Source organism: Pseudomonas sp. KBS0710, from assembly GCF_005938045.2.
Lineage (GTDB): Bacteria > Pseudomonadota > Gammaproteobacteria > Pseudomonadales > Pseudomonadaceae > Aquipseudomonas.
Window position 1 is genome coordinate 4,768,341 of the sequence record NZ_VCCF02000001.1, and the last position, 18,649, is coordinate 4,786,989.

General features: G+C 59.9%; 16 protein-coding genes. 10 read left to right on the forward strand and 6 right to left on the reverse strand.

The annotated features are described in order from the left end of the window. Positions 1 to 10: 10 nt before the first annotated feature. From FFI16_RS21820 to FFI16_RS21835, 4 genes are all read left to right on the forward strand, one after another. Positions 11 to 1,822 carry a penicillin-binding protein activator gene (locus FFI16_RS21820; RefSeq protein WP_138816794.1) on the forward strand — a complete coding sequence of 604 codons (1,812 nt, stop codon included), beginning with the start codon at positions 11 to 13 and terminating at the stop codon, positions 1,820 to 1,822. Next, entirely contained in the window at positions 1,822 to 2,193 is a 372-nt protein-coding gene (locus FFI16_RS21825) for a YraN family protein (RefSeq protein WP_138816795.1), read from the forward strand. Before FFI16_RS21820 ends, FFI16_RS21825 begins: the two co-directional genes overlap by 1 nt. A gap of 92 nt (positions 2,194 to 2,285) precedes the next feature. After that, positions 2,286 to 2,879, forward strand: coding sequence for a phosphoheptose isomerase (locus FFI16_RS21830; RefSeq protein ID WP_007904374.1), 594 nt, complete (start codon positions 2,286 to 2,288; stop codon positions 2,877 to 2,879). After that, entirely contained in the window at positions 2,876 to 3,457 is a 582-nt protein-coding gene (locus tag FFI16_RS21835; protein WP_017138196.1) for a BON domain-containing protein, read from the forward strand. Before FFI16_RS21830 ends, FFI16_RS21835 begins: the two co-directional genes overlap by 4 nt. 68 nt (positions 3,458 to 3,525) lie before the next feature. Here the strand turns inward: FFI16_RS21835 and FFI16_RS21840 are convergent, their stop codons facing one another. Beyond that, a complete protein-coding gene (locus FFI16_RS21840) occupies positions 3,526 to 4,308 on the reverse strand; it encodes an OmpA family protein (RefSeq protein ID WP_138816796.1) in 783 nt (260 codons plus the stop codon). A gap of 233 nt (positions 4,309 to 4,541) precedes the next feature. Next, on the reverse strand, positions 4,542 to 5,186 hold the full coding sequence (locus FFI16_RS21845; RefSeq protein ID WP_138816797.1) for an MBL fold metallo-hydrolase: 645 nt from the start codon (positions 5,184 to 5,186) through the stop codon (positions 4,542 to 4,544). A 136-nt stretch (positions 5,187 to 5,322) separates the two neighbouring features. On the opposite strand from FFI16_RS21845, the gene FFI16_RS21850 reads away from it, so the two are divergent. The 6 genes from FFI16_RS21850 (at position 5,323) to FFI16_RS21875 (ending at position 10,264) form a co-directional block, all read left to right on the forward strand. Continuing rightward, positions 5,323 to 5,913, forward strand: coding sequence for a paraquat-inducible protein A (locus tag FFI16_RS21850; protein ID WP_138816798.1), 591 nt, complete (start codon positions 5,323 to 5,325; stop codon positions 5,911 to 5,913). After that, positions 5,910 to 6,554, forward strand: a complete 645-nt coding sequence (locus FFI16_RS21855) for a paraquat-inducible protein A (RefSeq protein ID WP_138816799.1) — start codon at positions 5,910 to 5,912, stop codon at positions 6,552 to 6,554. Before FFI16_RS21850 ends, FFI16_RS21855 begins: the two co-directional genes overlap by 4 nt. Then, positions 6,535 to 8,184, forward strand: a complete 1,650-nt coding sequence (locus FFI16_RS21860; RefSeq protein ID WP_138816800.1) for an intermembrane transport protein PqiB — start codon at positions 6,535 to 6,537, stop codon at positions 8,182 to 8,184. The genes FFI16_RS21855 and FFI16_RS21860 overlap by 20 nt, the downstream gene beginning before the upstream one ends. Before the next feature lie 14 nt (positions 8,185 to 8,198). Further along, positions 8,199 to 8,759: a membrane integrity-associated transporter subunit PqiC gene (locus FFI16_RS21865; RefSeq protein WP_138816801.1), complete on the forward strand. Its 561-nt coding sequence runs from the start codon at positions 8,199 to 8,201 to the stop codon at positions 8,757 to 8,759. Positions 8,760 to 8,849: 90 nt separating this feature from the next. Next, positions 8,850 to 9,335: an SLATT domain-containing protein gene (locus FFI16_RS21870; protein ID WP_138816802.1), complete on the forward strand. Its 486-nt coding sequence runs from the start codon at positions 8,850 to 8,852 to the stop codon at positions 9,333 to 9,335. A 56-nt stretch (positions 9,336 to 9,391) separates the two neighbouring features. Further along, the gene (locus FFI16_RS21875; RefSeq protein ID WP_138816803.1) at positions 9,392 to 10,264 is read left to right on the forward strand and encodes an FRG domain-containing protein; all 873 of its coding nucleotides are present in this window, start codon (positions 9,392 to 9,394) and stop codon (positions 10,262 to 10,264) included. Between the two features lie 27 nt (positions 10,265 to 10,291). On the opposite strand, the gene FFI16_RS21880 is transcribed toward FFI16_RS21875, so the two are convergent. The 4 genes from FFI16_RS21880 to FFI16_RS21895 form a co-directional block, all read right to left on the reverse strand. Continuing rightward, complete coding sequence (locus tag FFI16_RS21880; RefSeq protein ID WP_138816804.1) at positions 10,292 to 13,027, reverse strand: LuxR C-terminal-related transcriptional regulator; 2,736 nt, start codon at positions 13,025 to 13,027, stop codon at positions 10,292 to 10,294. A gap of 186 nt (positions 13,028 to 13,213) precedes the next feature. Continuing rightward, positions 13,214 to 14,578 (reverse strand): DUF1329 domain-containing protein, encoded by a 1,365-nt coding sequence (locus tag FFI16_RS21885; protein WP_058419333.1) that lies wholly within the window; start codon positions 14,576 to 14,578, stop codon positions 13,214 to 13,216. A 43-nt stretch (positions 14,579 to 14,621) separates the two neighbouring features. Then, a complete protein-coding gene (locus FFI16_RS21890; protein WP_138816805.1) occupies positions 14,622 to 16,481 on the reverse strand; it encodes a DUF1302 domain-containing protein in 1,860 nt (619 codons plus the stop codon). 333 nt (positions 16,482 to 16,814) lie between these two features. Continuing rightward, on the reverse strand, positions 16,815 to 18,497 hold the full coding sequence (locus FFI16_RS21895; RefSeq protein WP_138816806.1) for a fatty acid--CoA ligase: 1,683 nt from the start codon (positions 18,495 to 18,497) through the stop codon (positions 16,815 to 16,817). Positions 18,498 to 18,649: the final 152 nt, after the last annotated feature.

Genomic DNA, 18,649 nt, shown 5'->3' on the forward strand with positions numbered 1-18,649 from the left:
GAACACTTACATGATCGCTTGCCTGCGGCTGCTCTCCGCCCTCTGCCTCGCTGCCTTACTGGCCGCGTGCGCCAGCTCGCCCTCGTCCAGCCTTGGCGACCTCCCCCGGACCCCGGATGCCAGTATCGAGCAACTGCTCGAACAGGCCACCAACGCCAGTACGCCAGAAAAGGCCGCGATGCTGCGCCTGAGTGCGGCAGACCTGGCCTACCACCAGAACAACCCTGGCCGCTCGGCGCAGATTCTTGCGCAGGTGCCCCTGGATGTCCTGAAGCCGGCCGCACAAGTGTTTGCCAGCACCCTGTCCGCGGAACTGGCCATGGCGCGCAACCAGCCCAAAGCTGCGCTGGCTGCCCTGAACCACCCCAGCCTGCAAAGCCTGAAGGAGCTGCCGACTGACCAGCAGATCCGTACCGGCACCGTGCATGCCCGCGCCTATGAAGCCGATGGCCAGACCCTGGCTGCCGCGCGTGAGCGGGTCGCCATGGCCCCCTTGCTGACGGGTGATGCCGCCAAGAATAACCACGAAGCCATCTGGGCGCTGGTCGCCGCGCTGCCTGCCGAGCAACTGCAAGCCAGCGGCAACCCGACTCTCGACGGCTGGATCACTCTGGCCCAGGCGATCAAAGGCGCTGGCACCCTGGAACAACAGCAAGCCGCCATTGATACCTGGCGCGCGCAGAACCCAGGCCACCCGGCGGCAGTCAATCTGCCGACCCCGCTGACCAAGCTCAAGGAGCTGGCCAGCCAGCCGTTGACCAAAATCGCGTTGCTGCTGCCGCAGGAAGGCCCTTTGGCCGCGGTCGGCAAGGCGCTGCGTGAAGGCTTCATGGCCGCGCACTTCCAGGCCGAACAAGCCGGGCAGAAACCGCCGGTCATCGAGTTCTATGACAGCTCGCGCCTGACCTCCCTCGACGACTTCTACGCCAAGGCCCAGGCCGCCGGTGTGCAACTGGTAGTCGGCCCGCTGGAGAAACCGCTGGTCAAGCAGCTCGCCTCCCGTGGGCAATTGCCGATCACCACCCTGGGCCTTAACTACAGCGAACTTAACGAAAACCCGCCGCAACTGTTCCAGTTCGGCCTGGCCGCTGAAGACGAAGCCCGCGAAGTCTCGCGTCGTGCCCGTGCCGACGGCCTGCACCGCGCCGCCGCCATGGTGCCGCGTGGCGAATGGGGTGAGCGTGTCTATAAAGCCTTCCGTCAGGACTGGGAAGCCAATGGCGGCACCGTAGTGGGTGTCGAGTACGTCGATCAGCCGGTCGCCCTCGCCCAGCAGATTGCCGACCTGTTCCAGCTGCGTAAAAGCGAAGGTCGCGCCAAGAGCCTGCAAAGCACCGTCGGCACCGACGTCGCCGCGCAACCTTCGCGCCGCCAGGACATCGAGTTCATCTTCCTGGCTGTGACCCCGCAACTGGCCCAGCAGATCAAACCGACCCTGAACTTCCAGTACGCCGGTGATGTGCCTGTGTATGCGACGTCCCATGTGTTCAGCGCCAGCGGCGACAAAAACCAGTACCTGGACATGACCAACGTGATGTTCTGCGAAACCCCATGGCTGCTTAACACCACCGACCCGCTGCGCAACCAGGTTGCCGCACAATGGCCACAGGCCAATGGCAGCCTTGGCCGCCTGTATGCGATGGGTGTGGACGCCTACCGCCTGGCACCGCGCCTGGGCCAACTCAAGGCATTGCCGGACACCCGCGTTGACGGCCTGTCGGGCAACCTGGGCATCGGCGCCTACCAGCGTGTCGACCGCCAGATGCCATGGGCGAAGTTCGTCGGCGGCGAGATTCAACGCCTGCCGGACACCCCGCGCTGATGCCCGAGCGGTCCAGCGCACAAAGCGGCAAGGACGCCGAACTGCAAGCTCTTAAATACCTGCAACAACAGGGTCTGCGCCTTCTGGCGCAGAACTGGTTATGCAAACGCGGTGAGCTTGATCTGGTCATGCTTGACGGCGATACAGTAGTATTCGTCGAAGTCCGCTACAGAAAACACGCACAATGGGGTGGCGCGCTCGCCAGTATCGACGGGCGTAAGCGTCAGAAGCTGATACTCGCCGCGCAGTTTTTCCTGCAAAAAGAGCATCGCTGGGCTGACAGCCCCTGCCGTTTCGATGTGGTTGCCATGGAAAGCACACCGGCAGGCCCAGCTGATTTGAACTGGCTCAAGAATGCCTTCGACAGCTGATTGCCCGAATATCTTCACCACACACTTTTGCTCTTTGCTTTGCGGGCTGCACATTTCTGTGCCGAACAGCCGCGCTACTTAAGGTCACACAGATGGACATGCAATCCCGAATTCGCCAGCTTTTCCAGGCCAGCATCGACACCAAGCAACAGGCGATGGACGTACTTGCACCGCACATCGAGCAAGCCAGTCAGGTCATGGTCAATGCCTTGCTCAACGAGGGCAAAATGCTTTCGTGCGGCAACGGCGGTTCGGCCGGTGATGCCCAGCACTTTTCCTCTGAGCTGCTCAACCGCTTTGAGCGCGAGCGCCCGAGCCTGCCGGCCATCGCTCTGACCACCGATTCGTCGACGATCACCTCGATCGCCAACGACTACAGCTACAACGAAATCTTCTCCAAGCAGATCCGCGCCCTGGGCCAACCCGGCGATGTGCTGCTGGCGATTTCCACCAGCGGCAACTCGGCGAACATTATTCAAGCGATCCAGGCCGCACATGACCGCGAAATGATTGTCGTAGCCTTGACCGGGCGCGACGGCGGCGGCATGGCCTCGCTGTTATTGCCTGAGGACGTGGAGATCCGTGTCCCGGCCAACGTCACTGCACGCATTCAAGAAGTCCACCTGCTGGCGATCCACTGCCTGTGCGATCTGATCGACAGCCAACTGTTCGGGAGTGAAGAATGACCGTTAACCGCCTCAGCCTTTTGGCCATTACGCTGTGCCTCGCCATCAGCGGCTGCAGCACGGCAATCACTGCGACACGTGACACACCCATTCAGGATGACCGGGGCACACGCACTTTCGGCAGCACCATCGACGACTCGCTGATCGAAACCAAGGTCAAGGTCAACGTCGCCAAGGCCGCTACCGACCTGGGCAACGGTGCCTCGCGCATTGTGGTCACCAGCTTCAACGGCGTGGTGCTGCTGGCCGGGCAGACGCCGCGAGCTGATCTCAAGGCCCAGGCCGAACAAGCCGCCTCGACAGTTCAGCGGGTCAAGAAGGTCCACAACGAGCTGCAGGTCATGGACCCGATCACCCTGCTGGCCATCAGCAACGATGCGCTGCTGACCACCAAGATCAAGGCGCAGATGCTCACCGACAGCGGTGTACCCGGCTCGCGCATCAAGATCGTCACCGATAATGGCATCGTCTACATGATGGGCCTGCTGACCCAGGCGGAAGCCACCCGTGCAGCCAACCTGGTCCAGGGTGTGTCCGGTGTGCAGAAGATCGTGAAGGTGTTCGAATACATCGACTGATGTGATCGCCAGCCACAAAAAAGGGCGCCGTGCATTGACTGCACGGCGCCCTTTTTAATGCCCAGGGTTTACTGGTATTGCTGGTACGGGTTGCCCTGGAATTGGTTGTTCTGCTGCGGCGCCTGTTGTTGCTGCTGCTGTTGACCAGGCTGGCCGTATTGCTGGCCAGGGATCGGGCCGAGGTTGACCTCAACGCGACGGTTCTGGGCGCGGCCATTCACATCGGCGTTGCTGGCAATCGGGTTATCCGGGCCGGCACCACGGGCGCTCAGGTTGGTCGGGCTGACGCCTTGGGAGGTCAGGTAGTTGGCCACGCTCTGGGCACGACGCTGGGACAGGTCCATGTTCAACTGGCGGCTGCCCGTGCTGTCGGTGTAGCCGACAATCTGGATAGTGTTCTGGTTAAACTGCTTCAGCGAGCCAGCCAGGTTATTGAGCGGCGTGTAGAAGCTACTGGCGATGGCATCGGAGTTGGTCGCGAAGGTGATATTACCCGGCATGATCAACTTGATCTGGTCGCCCTGGCGCTGCACCTCAACACCGGTGTTGGCCATGCTTTCACGCAGCTTCTTTTCCTGCTGGTCGGCGTAGTAGCCATAACCCGCGGCGCCCAGGCCTGCAATGGCACCACCGATCAGTGCGCCCTTGCCACGGTTGTTATGGTCGATGGCAGCACCTGCCAGCGCACCGGCCAGAGCACCCAGGCCACCGTATTTGGCGGTTTTGCTGATGCCCCCTTCGGAACCATTGCTGGCCTGTCCCTGGCTGCCGTCATAAGGATTAGGTGAAGCGCAGCCGGACAACAAGGCTACGGCGGTGGCAACAACAAGAAGACGACGCGGAGTAAACATGAAGGGAGCTCCTACTTTTGCATTCTGTGGTGCAAAGGACATTGGCAATGGGCCTGTGCCGAGTTTGGAACGCGACAAACGGTAAAAATTCCGTGGCCACTTCCCGACCTGTAACAAAACATTGACCATTATCCCCGCTGTATAAACCGTAGCAGGCCAAGGCTGAACGCGACCTGCCAGGACGATTCTTTTGAAGAACAGCCTCGCCCGCGCAAATATTCCCTCCACGCCAGTTACGCCCGCACGAACGGGTTCTCCCGCATCTCATCGCCCAAACGGGTGTCCGGGCCGTGCCCCGTAACCACCGTAGCGCCCTCGTCCAAGGTGTACAAACGCTGCTTGATCGAACGCACGATAGTCGCCTGGTCGCCGCCCCACAGGTCTGTACGCCCCACGCCGCGCTTGAACAACGTATCGCCAGCGATCAGCAACTTGGCATCGGCAAACCAGAAGCTCATCGAACCCGGCGTGTGCCCCGGCGTATGCAGCGCCACCCCGCAACCACAGGCCAACTCCTCGTCGTCCTCCAGCCAGTGATCCGGCGACGGCACCGGCGTGTAGGGCACCCGAAACATCTGGCATTGCATTTCCAGGTTATCCCAAAGAAATTGGTCTTCTTTGTGCAAATGCAGGGTGGCGCCGGTCTTCTCTTTGAGCTGGCCGGACGCGAGGAAGTGATCCAAGTGGGCGTGAGTGTGGATAATGCTCACCACCTTGAGGCCCAGCGCATCCAGACGCGCCAGGATCAGCTCGTGATTGCCGCCCGGGTCGACCACAATGGCTTTTTTGCTGATCGGGTCGCCAATGATGGTGCAGTTGCACTGCAAAGGGCCGACGGGGAAGGTTTCGCGGATCAGCACAGGTTTATCGATATTCATGGGCGTTCCTGCAAGCTCTATGGCACATTCCAGGCGCAGTATGGTGGAGCTTGCCCCAGATTCGAAGGGCCTCAACTGCTAAGCTACTCAAGCGCCATGGAACCCGCACCGTAGCGTCGCATTTGGAGCAAGACGTATGGCCAATTCTCGGATCATCTGCGAACACTGCGATTGCGTGTACGAAAAGGTCACGCTCGCCAAACACCAAAAAGCCCTGTGCACCCGTTGCGCTGGCGTGTTGCAGCGCTACAACGGGTTGTCGGTGCAACAGCGTCTTGCGCTGACCATTACCGCAGCGGTGCTCTGGACCTTTGCCAATTTCTATCCGGTGATGAGCATCAGCCTGCAAGGCCTTAAAAACAGCGCGACCCTCTGGGACTCGGTGGTCGCGCTGAGCCTGGGGCCGATCACTTTCATTGCGTTGGTGGCGGCGATCTCGATCATCATCGCCCCGGTGTTTCAGTTGCTATTGCTGATGTGGGTGCTGAGTTTTGCCCTGGCCGGCAAGCGCTCGCCAGCGTTCAAACTATGCATGCGCTGGCTGGAAGCGCTGCGGCCATGGAGCATGCTCGAAGTCTGCCTGCTGGGCGCCATGGTCGCGGTGTTCAAGCTGGCCGGCATGCTCGACGTGATCCCCGGCACCGGCCTGTTTGCCCTCGCCGCCCTCGCCCTGCTGCTGATTCGCATCGCCGGGCGTGACGTACGCGACTTGTGGGACGCCGTATGAATTCACCACCGACCGCGCGCGAACTCAACCTGTGCCTGTGCCACACCTGCGGCCAGCCCTGCGACATGCGCGACGAACCCAGCGAGTGTGAGCGCTGCGGTGCGCCGCTGCATCGGCGCAAACTCCACTCGCTGACCCGCACCTGGGCCTACATGCTCACGGCACTGGCGTTTTATATCCCGGCGAATTTATTGCCGGTGATGAACACCACCATGCTCGGTTCCGGCGCCGACAGCACCATCATGAGCGGCGTGCTGGAGTTCTGGCAGCATGGCGCCTGGGACATTGCCCTGATCATTTTCATTGCCAGCATCGCGGTGCCGGGCATCAAGTTTGTCTCGCTGACCCTGCTGCTGGTCACCGTGCAGCGCAACAGCCAGTGGGCGCGCAAAGAGCGCTCGAAGCTGTTTCGGTTCGTCGAGCTGATCGGCTACTGGTCGATGCTCGATGTGATTGTGGTGGCGCTAGTGGCCGCGCTGGTGAAATTCCAGGCGCTGGGCACCATCGAGCCGCGCCTGGGCATTTTGTTTTTTGGCCTGGTGGTGGTGTTTACCATGCTCGCGGCCATGAGTTTCGACCCGCGCCTGATCTGGGAAAACCCACACAACGAGGAGATCTCGGATGAGTTCACACAACACTGACACGCCTGCCGGTTCACCGGCGATCAAAACGCGGCGCTTCAGCGTTTCGCTGGTGTGGATCGTGCCGATCGTGGCAGTGCTGGCGGGCATCTCGCTGGTGGTGCACAACGTGCTGCAACAGGGGCCGGTCATCGTCCTCAACTTCAAGACCGGTAACGGCCTGGTCGCCAATAAAACCGAGGTCAAATACCGCAACGTGGTGATCGGCCAAGTCTCGGATGTGGCCTTGAGCGACGACCAGAAAAGCGTCAACGCCACCATCAAGCTGGCCAAGCAGGCAGAAAGCTTCACCCGTGAAGACTCCAAGTTCTGGGTGGTGCGCCCGCGCATCGGTGCCGGTGGCGTGTCCGGCATCGATACCTTGCTGTCCGGTGACTATATCGGTGCCGATATCGGCCAATCCGACACGCGCGCCAAACAGTTCAAGGGCCTGGAAAACCCGCCGCCCATCACCTATGGCGAGCCGGGCAAGCGCTTCACGTTGCATACCCAGGGCCTGGGCTCACTGGATATCGGCTCGCCGGTGTACTACCGCAAGATCCCGGTGGGCCAGGTGGTGGCCTACGAACTGGATGACGATGGCAAGGGCGTGAAGATCGAGGTCTTCGTGCATGCGCCCAACGATGTGTACGTCACCGAAAATACACGCTTCTGGAATGCCAGCGGCATCGACCTGAGCGTCGGCGCCAATGGTTTCGCGCTGAAAACCGAGTCCTTGTCATCGATGCTGGCCGGCGGCATCGCGTTCCAGGCGCCGCCCTACAGCCCTAACGACAAACCGGCCAGCGAAGATCACACCTATGAGCTGTTCGACGACCAGCAAAGCGCCCTCGCCCCGCCCAACGGTCAAGGGCAATACATGGCCCTGCGTTTTGATCAGGCACTGCGCGGGCTCAAGGTCGGTGCGCCGGTGGAGTTCCTTGGAGTCGAGTTCGGCAAGGTGGTGTCGATCAACCTGGATTTCGATGCCAGGAAACGCAGTTTCCCGATCAACGTCGGCATTGTGATTTACCCGCAATTGCTCGGCGAAGCCAACACCAAGCTGCTCAAGGCCACCAAGCATGACCCCAACGATGAAGCGGGCGGCGTGCGCCTGATCGGTTCCTTCATCGAAAACGGCCTGCGCGCCCAGGCTCGCAGCGGCAATCTGCTGACCGGCCAACTGTACATCGCCCTGGATTTCTTCCCGAAAGCCGACAAAGTGGTGTTTGACCCGAACCTGCGCCCGGTCAACATTCCGACCATCCCCGGCAACCTGGAACAGTTGCAGGAGAAACTCGAAGGCATCGTCAATAAGGTCAACCAACTGCCGATCGAGCGCATCGCCAGCAACCTCGACGGCAGCCTGGTCGAGCTGCGCAAGAGCCTTGCCCAGTTCAACGCCAAGACCCTGCCCGGCGTGCAGACCACCCTGGGCGACGTGAGCAAGACCTTGCAGTCGGCCAACTCAACCCTGGCCGAAGACTCGCCGCAGCGTGAACAACTGACCCAGACCCTGGACGAACTGGCGCGCATGTCGCGCTCCTTGCGTGAGCTGTCGGACTACCTGGGCCGGCATCCCGAATCGCTGATTCGCGGCCGCCCTGACAGCGCCGCGCCTATAGACCTGCAAGGGCCACCGCGCAAATGACCATTGGAGCCGCCATGACCTTTCCCTTGAAACTCACCTTGGTCGCCGCGCTGGTGCTGCTCGCGGCCTGTCGCAGTGAGCCGATCGCGTTCCACACCCTCACCCCGGTGCACTGGAATAACAGCACTCAAGCCCAGGCAAGCGATATCCGTATTGAAAGCATCAGCGTGCCGCCCCAGGTCGACCGCGCGCAGATCGTGATTCGCCAGGGCGACAGTGGCGTGGCGATCCTTGAAACCCAATGGTGGGCCGCTACCCTGGCGGATGAACTGAAAAGCGCGCTGGTGGATCAACTGGCCAACAGTCACTCCCGGCAGCCCCTGTTGTTGCGCCTTGAAGTGCAGCGATTTGACTCGGTGCCGGGCCAATACGCGCTGCTCGATGTGCGCTGGCGCCTGCGGCCCACTAGCGGCGCAGACGCCGCACCGCTGACCTGCCGCACCACCTTGCAGACACCGGCAGGCCCGAGCATTGATGACTTGGTGGTGGCGCACCAGAACAACCTCAAGCGTTTTGCCGCGCTGGTCGGCAAAACCGCCGACACGCCGCTGAAAGCGTGCCCGGACATACGGTGATGACGCCCGGTGTGAACTGGACAACGGTGATGGCTAATCAGTATCATCGGCCACTCGTTCACCTTCACCGAGCCATCAATTCGAGCCGTTATGGAAAACTCAGGATGCTGTACGGAAACAAAAATAGAACGGAAACTCAAGGAATGGGAAGCCCGACTTAATGCGGCTCAAACGGGCCATTTCATAATGGCTGAACGGTACCTGTGGTGGAACTTCTTCATCGCCATGCCCTTGGTCACTTTTTCAGTCATCGTCGTCTCATTCGTCTTCTTCCAGGCACCACCGGAAGACATGTGGTCTATTTCATTAAAAGTAGCGGCTATCGCCGTTACGATTCTATCCTCGTTGCAAATATTGATACGCCCTTCGGAAAAAGCCGAGCAGCATAGAACCAAGGCTTCTCGTTATGGTTGCCTGAAAAGAAAAATCGAAATGTTGTCGTTGAAAAGCAATCTCACCGCAGAGTGGGAAAGTACAACAAAGGAACTCATGCACGAATGGAACAGCATTGCGGAAGATTCTCCCCTGACGCCAAACTACGCCAGAAAGAAGATCAAGAAGCTGAGTGAGCAGTAGTACTGCACAGTTGAGCATCGATTAATCAATCACGCGCTCAAACAATCAGGCAACCCATGAAAAACCACAGCCCTGTTTCTGCCACGCTTAGCGCACACGATGTAGAGTCGTACTTAAGCGGCATATTTAACCTGACTAAAAAAATGCCGCATGTAAGGTGCTATCGAGGTGAAGCAAATGCTGCGTGGGATCTCAAACCTTCTATAACCAGAGGACTCAAGCCGGAGGCAGAAAGTCAGATTCTGAGTGAACTGTTACTTGAAGTACCGGGAGAGTTTACTGCAGAAAAATCAATGTTTGACAAACTCGTAAAGGCGCAGCATTACGGGCTCCCTACCCGACTTTTAGATGTTTCGCTAAATCCATTAGTCGCGCTGTATTTTGCCTGCGCAGACCCCCTGCACGCAGAAGAAGATGGGGCTGTGCGCATTCTCGACTTCTCCAGCCGACGCGTTAAATTTGCAGACAGTGACACCGTCAGTCTTATTTGTAACCTGGCCAGACTCAGTGATAACGAAAGGACCCACCTTTACAGGCAGCGAACCCCCTCAAGACGCTGGAATAAAAAAGACGCTACTGCGTTTAGAAAACTCAAACCTATGAATCGGTTATTGCAATTTATCAGAATAGAGAAGCCTTACTTCTTAGATAAGGCAAAACCCGGTGACTTGTTCAAATACTTTTTTGTACACCCTGCCAAGGCCAATCGCAGGGTGATCGCTCAATCAGGGGCTTTTGTAGCGGCTGGACTGCTGGAATATCGTACTCCAGAAAAATCCAAAGAGCTGACAATGACAAAGATTGACATCGCTGCGGCTCATAAATTACCCATACTCAAACAACTGGACATCCTGAATATAAACTCTCGATCACTGTTTCCCGAAATAGAATTCGCCTCGAAATACATCAAAGAAAAGTGGCGCATCTGACCATTTCACAACGCAACTAAATTAGTTTCACACCTGCCTGAACAACCCCATTTCCTGCGCCCGAGCCACGGCTTGGGTACGGCGCTCCACCCCCAACTTGCTGTTGATATGGCTGGCGTGGGTTTTCACAGTGTGCAGGGAAATAAACAATCGGTTGCTGATTTCCTGGTTAGAGCAGCCTTGGGCGATGAGTTGCAGCACCGCCAGTTCACGTGCGCTCAAGGTTTCATGATTAGGCGATGCCTCAACGATCGCAGCGGCAGGCAACAGCGCCAACAGGCTCTGGTTCAGCAAGCCATGAGTGTCCCGGCCAAGCTGTTCACGCATCCAATCCGGGTAACTTTCCAGCAGCCGCTGAAAGGGTTGCAACGCCCCACCGGCGCCCGCCTCAAGGGCGCGGGCCAATGCCAGCCGGGCCTGGTCTTGCTGCCCGCACTCCAGCAGCAACTGTGCCTGCTGGGTCAGGGCCATTAGGGCAATCATTTGCCGCCCACTGTTATGCGCTTGCTGAGCCAGCTCCTCGAGGCGTTGCAACGCGGCGGCCGGCTGATGACGGGTGGCGTCCAACGCAGCCTGTTGCAGCCCGATATGTTGCGGCAAGTGCGGGTGAAACTCCGGTGCGGCGGCGGCGTGTTCACCGTTGTAGGTTTGCCCCAGCCGGGTCAGCCAGGCCTCCGCCAGGTCAGTGCGGCCTTGAGCCAGCCACAGCTCGCATTTGATCAGGGTGATCATCGCCAGGTAGTAGATCGGCGGTACATCCCAGATGTGCATCAAGCGCTCAGCTTCGGCAAGCTCGGCAAACGCCGAGGGAAAATCCCCACGGCGCCCTTCAAAGTTGGCAATCACACAATGCCCGATCAGCACGCTGATATCCCGGCAGGCGCGGGCTTCGTTCAGACCCGCGCGTAAACGGACAAGGCCGGCCTCGGGTTGATAGCGCACCAGCAGCAAATAGCCCTCGTACAGCGACAACCGTGCGCGCACCGCGTACAGCCGCTGCGGCGCCAAGCCGTGCAGGCGTTGCAGACCCTGGCGCACTTCGTCCAGGGAACGCAGGATTTCGCCGCGCGCCTGCAACACCCGCGCGCGATCGTAATGGGCCAACGCCTCGAACAGCGGGTTGCCGACGCGCTGCGCCAGCTCCAGGGATTCGCGATTCAGGCCACGGGCACGCCACAAATCGGCATCGACGATGGCCAGGTTGGACAAGGTCGACAGGCACATCAGCCGTTGGCCATAGCGTTTTTGCGGCAAGCTTTCCAACGCTTCGCTGCAGTAGCGCAGGGTGGACTCACGATCGCCCCGGCCACGGGCGATAATCCCGCTCAGCGCCAACCATTGAGCCAGCATCGACTTCTGCGCAGTGGCCGACGGCGCCGGCAGGAAACGGCTGAGGTAGCCGGACAGTTCTTCGGCCGCATCCAGTTGGCAGGCCAACCCCAATGCCCAACTGTAGAGCACGATCAAACGCGGCGTGCTGATCAGCAGGCTGTCGGGCAAGTCCATCTTCCAGCGCAGCAGCATGCCGACGTTCTGCTCGGCCAGCAGTTGCTCCTCCGACAGGTTCTGCACCAGGTTCGCTGCCACATCCAGGTGGCCGGCGCGCAACGCCTGTTCCACCGCTTCATCGATCAAGCCCTGGGTGTTGAACCAGCGGCAGGCCCGCAGGTGCAGGCTGGCAATCGGCACGGTGGCACTGCTGGCACGGCGGGTACGCAACAGGTCGGAAAACAGATGGTGGTAGCGATACCAATGGCCCTGCTCATCGAGCGGCACCAGAAACACTTGGTGGGCCTGCAAATAACCGAGGATATGCGCGCTGTCGTGGGCTTCGCGCACGGCGTCGCACAAATCGCTGCAAAAACGATCCTGCGGGGCGGTGTCGTAAAGGAAGGCTTGCACCTCTGCCGGCAGGCAATCAATGACTTCTTCGAGCAGATAGTCGCGGATCAGCCCTTCGCCACCGTGCAAATGTTGCGGCAACGCGGCTTCATTGCCAGCTTCGGAGAGGGCCAGCAGCCAGAAGCGCAGGCCAGCCACCCAGCCCTCGCTGCGACGGATCAGGTTGTCCAGGGCTTCGCCGCGCAACGAGCTGCTGTGCCTGTCGAGCACGGCCAGCGATTCGTCGTGGGTCAGGCGCAGGTCTTGTTCGTGCAGCTCCAGCAGGTGGCGCGAGAGCCGCAGCCGCGCCAGGTGCCAGTCCGGGCGCTGGCGGCTGGTGACCAAAACCAGCAGCCCATCGGGTAAATGATTGAGGAAAAATTGCAGGCAGCGATCCAGCACCGGGCCCTGGGCCAGATGGTAGTCATCCAGCACCAGCAGCAAGGGCGCGCGCGTGGACAGGTGCAGCGTCAGCTCGTCGAGCAAGCCGTCGAGCCATTCTTCAAAGGCAAAGGGTTGGTGACGCTGACGCATTTTCAGCAGGCCCAGGGATTGGGCGCCGAGTTGCGGGAAGTATTGCTGCAAGCCGTCGAGCAAGCGCTCAAGGAAGCGGCCGGGATCGTTATCCCGTGGGCTCAGGCCCAGCCACAGGCTTTGCCAATGCGCCGGCAGGCTCTGACAAAACTCCACCGCCAACGAACTCTTGCCGAACCCGGCTGGGGCACTCACCAGCAACAGACGCCCTGCAAGGCCTGCACTCAGGCGTTCGCACAGGCGCGGGCGCAGCACGTAGCCATCAGGCAAAGGCGGCCTGTAGAAACGCGCTTCCAGGGTCGGAATCACCGCGCTTGCAGGCCCTTGGATTCGGGACAGATCAGTCATCGCCGGGCTCTTGTAGAAGGCTGTTGTCGGCATTGCAGATGTCCGCAGACTAGCGGTAAAAGCGGCGGGTTTGTAGATCTTTGCGACATTTGCCTGAAAAAGAACTGCGACAAAAAATATCCCGCATAAAAAAGCCCCGAACCAGTCGGGGCTTCACGCTGAGGATGCGGCCTCAGTTAAAGCAGCTTAGCGAACGCCGTCCTGGCGCAGGGCCGCCGGGGAGAAGTCGGCGGTGGAGGCGGTGAAACCGAAGTCATATGCCTGCTTCTCTTCGTTCTTCATGCCCAGGGCCAGGTAGCGGCCGGACTGCAGGTCGTAGAGGGTTTCGATGGCGTACCACGGCACTTGCTTGTCGTAGTAGTTCTCGGCATGGGCTTCGGCGACGCGCCACAGTTGGCCGCGACCGTCGTAGTGGTCGATAACCGCTGCTTGCCAGGTGTCTTCGTCGATGAAGAAGTCACGCTTGGCATAGATGTGGCGCTGGCCTTCCTTCAGGGTTGCAACCACGTGCCAGACGCGGCGCAGCTCGTAGCGGGCCAGGTCCTGGTTGATGTGGCCGGCCTTGATGATGTCGGCATATTTGAGCTTCGGATCGTCGATCTTATAGCTGTTGGAGGCGATGTAGATTTCTTTCTTGCCTTCAAGCTTCCAGTCGTAGCGGTCCGGTGCGCCGTTGTACATGTCGAGGTTGTCGGAAGTACGCAGGCCATCGGCAGCGGTGCCTGGCCCGTCATAGGACACTTGCGGCGCCCGGCGCACACGGCGCTGGCCGGCGTTGTAGACCCACGCCGAACGCGGCTCTTTAACCTGGTCCAGGGTTTCGTGCACCAACAGTACACCACCGGCCAGACGCGCCGGCGCGGTGACTTGCTGCTTGAAGTAGAACAGCACGTTGCCGGGGTTTTTCGGGTCGTAGTCCTTCATCTTGTCGCGGAACACGAACTGATCGCGGAAGTACACCAGGCTGAACGAGCCATTGGTTTGCGGCGTGGCCTGGGTCACCAGACGGGTCACACTGCCGCCGCGATAGCGGGTGATGTGGTTCCAGATGACTTCCACACCGCTTTTCGGAATCGGGAACGGAACCGCGGTTTCGAAGTTTTCCAGGCCGTTGCCGCCGGACACCAGGTTGGTGTTGGTGGCGTTCTTCTTGATCGAGGCAAACACATCAGCCGGCACGGTAGCGCCGCGATGGGTCGGGTAGACCGGCATCTTGAAGGTGTCCGGGTAGCGCTTGAACATCGCGTACTGCCCCGGCGCCAGCTTGTCTTTGTACTGTTCGACGTTCTGCGCGGTGATGGTGAACTGCGGCTGTTCGCTGGCATACGGGTTGGCCAGGAAGCCACGGGCATCCACGGCGCCGGCATTGGTAGGCAGCGGCGACCATTTAGGAATGGTGCCGGCCGCGTTACCGGCCATTTCGGCGCCCATCGGCGTCAGGGTTGTGCCCAACTTGGCGGCTTCATCCGCCGAGACTGCCGCCATGACGTTGCTCGCCAGGATCGACAGCCCAAGCACACCCACATGTAACAAACTTCTAGTTATTTTCATGTTCTGGTTCTTCCTGAAAACAGACTGCTTAAAGAGGTTGTGCTTAGAAGTTCACGCCGGCGCTCAGCGCGATGAAGTCACGGTCATCCACGGTGGTGAACTTGCCACCAAAGAAGTTGGTGTAGTTGAGGCTGACGGTGTAGGTGTTCTGATACTCGGCATCCACACCCAGGCTGACGGCCTTGCGACCTTCTTCAAAGTTGCCGCCAGGGCCAGGCGAGTAACCTTTGACGTCATGGGACCAGGCCACGTTGGGCTTGAGGTTCACACCGGCAAACACATCCGGGTATTCCCAGATGGCCCGGGCGCGATAACCCCAGGACGTGGCGGTGGTGTAGCCGTCGTTGTTGCAGTTGGTGTTCAGGCCGGACGCATTCGGCAGGCCTGCGCCGTTGGCTGTCGAATTGTTAAGCGCATTGCAGAAGCCGCCGGGCAGCGTGCCTGGGCCGAAGACCGGATCGCGGCCATAACGTGCCTGGTTTTTGCTCTCCAGGCCGCCGACGTGGGTCACGCCGATTTCGCCCACGGTGGTCAGGCGAGAAGCCCCCATGACCTGATCGAAGAAGTGCGTGAAGGTGGTCTGGAACTGGGTCACTTCCTTACGGTTGTAGCCGTGCAGGTCCTGGCCCGGTGTGCCCTTGAGCACCGACGCATTGCCATAGCCCGGAATCGGCGTGACGCCCGCATACAGGATATCGGTGGTGCTCAGTTGTACCGGCGCGTTTGGCCGGTAGCTCAGTTCACCACTCCAGGCGGTGCCGGTAGGCAGCGTGGTGGAGAAGCTCAAGCCGTAGAGGCGGATATCTTCCGGGTACTCGACGAAGTACTGGGAGCTGCCTGCCACGATCAATGGGCGCAACGCCGCCAGCGGCCCCAGTGGACGGGTGTAGGCGGAGTTTGGCGCGCCGGTGGCGCTGAAGATCGGCGCACGGCTGTGGTAGTTCATAAAGTACGCGCCAAACTCGGTGTCCAGCGGCTCGAAGTTGTAGTGCATGGCCACGCCGAACTGGCCGCTGTCGCGTGCATCACGGTCACCGCCGCGACGTACCAGCACACCTTCGTTGTTCACATCCACGCCCAGGGCGTTAAGGGTAGGCAAGGCCGCGCCCGGGATGGTGGAGCGCTTGTTCAGCACCCGCAGGTTATTGCTGCAACCATCCGAGATGACGTCCGGCTGGGAGAAGAATGTGCCGCAGTTATCGGTGACGGTCTGGTCCCATTCCAGCTGGTAAAACGCTTCGGCCGAGAGGTTATCGGTCAGGGTCTGCGATACGTAGAACATGTTGACCGGAATCAAGCCTTCCTTGATTTCGGCGCCCGGACGACGGAACGCGGACACGTCGATCGGGTTGATGGAGTTGATACCGCCACCAATGAAGGTACTTTCACCCCAGCTCACTACTTGCTTACCGAACCGCACGTTACCCGGCTGATCGGCGATGGTGTAGTTGTGGTAGATGAAGGCATCGAGGATCTGCCCGCCGGAAGACTTGGCGCCCTCTTTGCGGTTGTTGTTGCTGACGTTCTTGAAGTCCAGGTCTTCGTTTTGCAGCGCGAAGTCATACCAGTACTTGCCACGCACAAAGATGCCGGTGTCGCCGTATTTCAACTCAAGGTCATGGATACCCTTGAAGATCTTCGAGAAGGAATCGCCCTTGTCAAAGTTCAAGTGGCCGTCATCGGAGGTCTGCGACAGCCCTCTGCCACCGTTGTTGGCACCGATCAGGTCTTTATTGCGACCGGCAGTCGACCAGCTCGCCCCCACCGACAGGGATGAGTCGAAGCTGCCTTCGATTTCACCGATGTTGAAACTGACGCCGAATGCAGGCCCGGCGAGCGTAGAAGCGAGACTGACGGCCAGGGGCAGTCTTGCCCGGCGCCAGAACTGGTTTACTGAGGTCATCGACGCTACTCCATGTGCATTATTGTTATGGCAGTGAGTTCTTTCTTCTGGATGCATGTAACGGCCGGAATACAACGATTCCAATGCCGAACGGCAACCGGGCCCCCATGGCCCGAAGCACAACATCCGTGAAAAACTCTGAGAGGGACTATAGCCAGCAGGGGGTAGCGCTTGATCCCTCTAAAGTGTGATTTGCATCACCAACCTGTCTGCCACAACCCTTTCGCCACGCCGACGACGGTCGGCGTGGGAAGGATGGCTGAAAATCCTGAAATCACAAGTGAAGCCGCGAGTTAGAGCATTGCCGCGCCCGAACGGGCGCGGCGAAGGGGGTCAGAGCGTGGACAGGAACGTGCTGTTGTTGGCCTGCCACTCGATGATGTCAACGCGGATACGTTTTTTGTCGAGTTTGCCGACACTGGTCTTGGGAATTTCAGTAACAACGGCGATCTGGCTTGGAATCGCCCACTTGCTCAAGTGGCCCAACTCCACGAACGGCTTGAGGTGCTCCTTGAGCTCGCGGGCACCTATCACATGGCCATCACGCACCACCAGCAGTGCAAACGGGCGCTCGCCCCACTGTGGGTCGGCGATGCCCACCACCGCTACTTCGCGTACCGCCGGGTGACGGCTGACCAGATCTTCGAGGGCCAATGACGAGATCCACTCGCCGCCGGTCTTGATCACGTCCTTGATGCGGTCGCGAATATCGATCACGCCAAACGCGTCCAGCGTGGCCACGTCACCGGTGTGCATCCAGCCGCCTTCCCACAGCTCGGCGCCCTTTTGCGGCTCGTTGAAATAACCTTCGCTGAGCCACGGCGCACGCAGCACCAGCTCGCCCTGGGACTCGCCGTCGGCGGGCAAGAAGTTGCCGTCGCCATCGACAATCGCCGCTTCCACCAACGGCCCGGGCACGCCGGCCTTGATGCGGTAGGTGGTGCGCTCGTCCTCGGTGCCCGCCATCAACTCTTCGTTGAGGTGAGCGCAGGACACCAGCGGCCCGGTCTCGGACATGCCATACGCGGCGGTCAGTTGAATGCCCCGTGCCTTGGACGCTTCATACAACGTGCGGTTGAGCGCGCTGCCGCCGATGACGATTTTCCAGCCGCCAAAATCCACGTCCTGTGCGGCCTTGGCGTTGAGCACCATTTGCAGGATGGTCGGCACGCAGTGGGAGAAGGTGACCTTCTCTTTGCGCCACAGCTCCACCAGGTATTCCGGGTCGTAACGGCCGGGGTAAACCTGCTTCAAACCGAGCATGGTCGCCACATACGGCAGGCCCCAGGCGTGCACGTGGAACATCGGCGTGATCGGCATGTACACGTCGTTGGTGCCCAGCAGGCGCACGCTGTCGACACTGCCCATGATGGTCGCCACACCGATGGTGTGCAGCACCAGTTGGCGATGGGTGAAGTACACGCCCTTGGGGTTGCCGGTGGTGCCGGTGGTGTAGAAGGTGGTGGCGACGGAGTTTTCGTTAAAATCCTGGAAGTCGTACTTGGGGCTGGCGGCCGCCAGCAGGGTTTCGTACTCGCCGACCAGGTTCGGCAACTCGGCAGTCTTGGCCTCAGCGTCGGTGAGCAGCAGGGTCTTGTCGACGGTGGTCAGATGCCCGGCAATCGCCTGGTAGAGCCCCACGAACTCGCTGTTGACCAGCACAAAGCGGTCCTCGGCGTGGTTCATGGTGTAGAGAATCTGTTCCGGCGACAGGCGCACGTTGATGGTGTGGATCACTGCGCCGATCATCGGGATGGCGAACATGCATTCCAGGTAACGGTGGCTGTCCCAGTCCATCACGGCAACCGTGTCACCGGCCTTGACCCCGGCTTCGGTCAGCACATTGGCCAGGCGCGCGACCCGCTCGATCAGGGTTGGGTAGGTATAGCGCAGCTTGTCGCGGTAGATGATCTCCCGGGTCTTCTCGTAACGCGCCCCGGACATCAGCAGGCGTTTGATCAACAGCGGGTATTGGTAAGCGCCTTCGGCGGGCGGGATAACACGGGTCTGCAACATACGAATCCCTTATCTGACTGCACGGTCTTGGCTAAGACCTGCACTGTAGAGCGCTAATGTTTCAGCCAAATCAGCCAAAGGAATGATTTGCAGCGCCCAATGAATGCTAGCTTTGCGCCAGCATCGAGGATTTACATAGATCGAAATGTGGG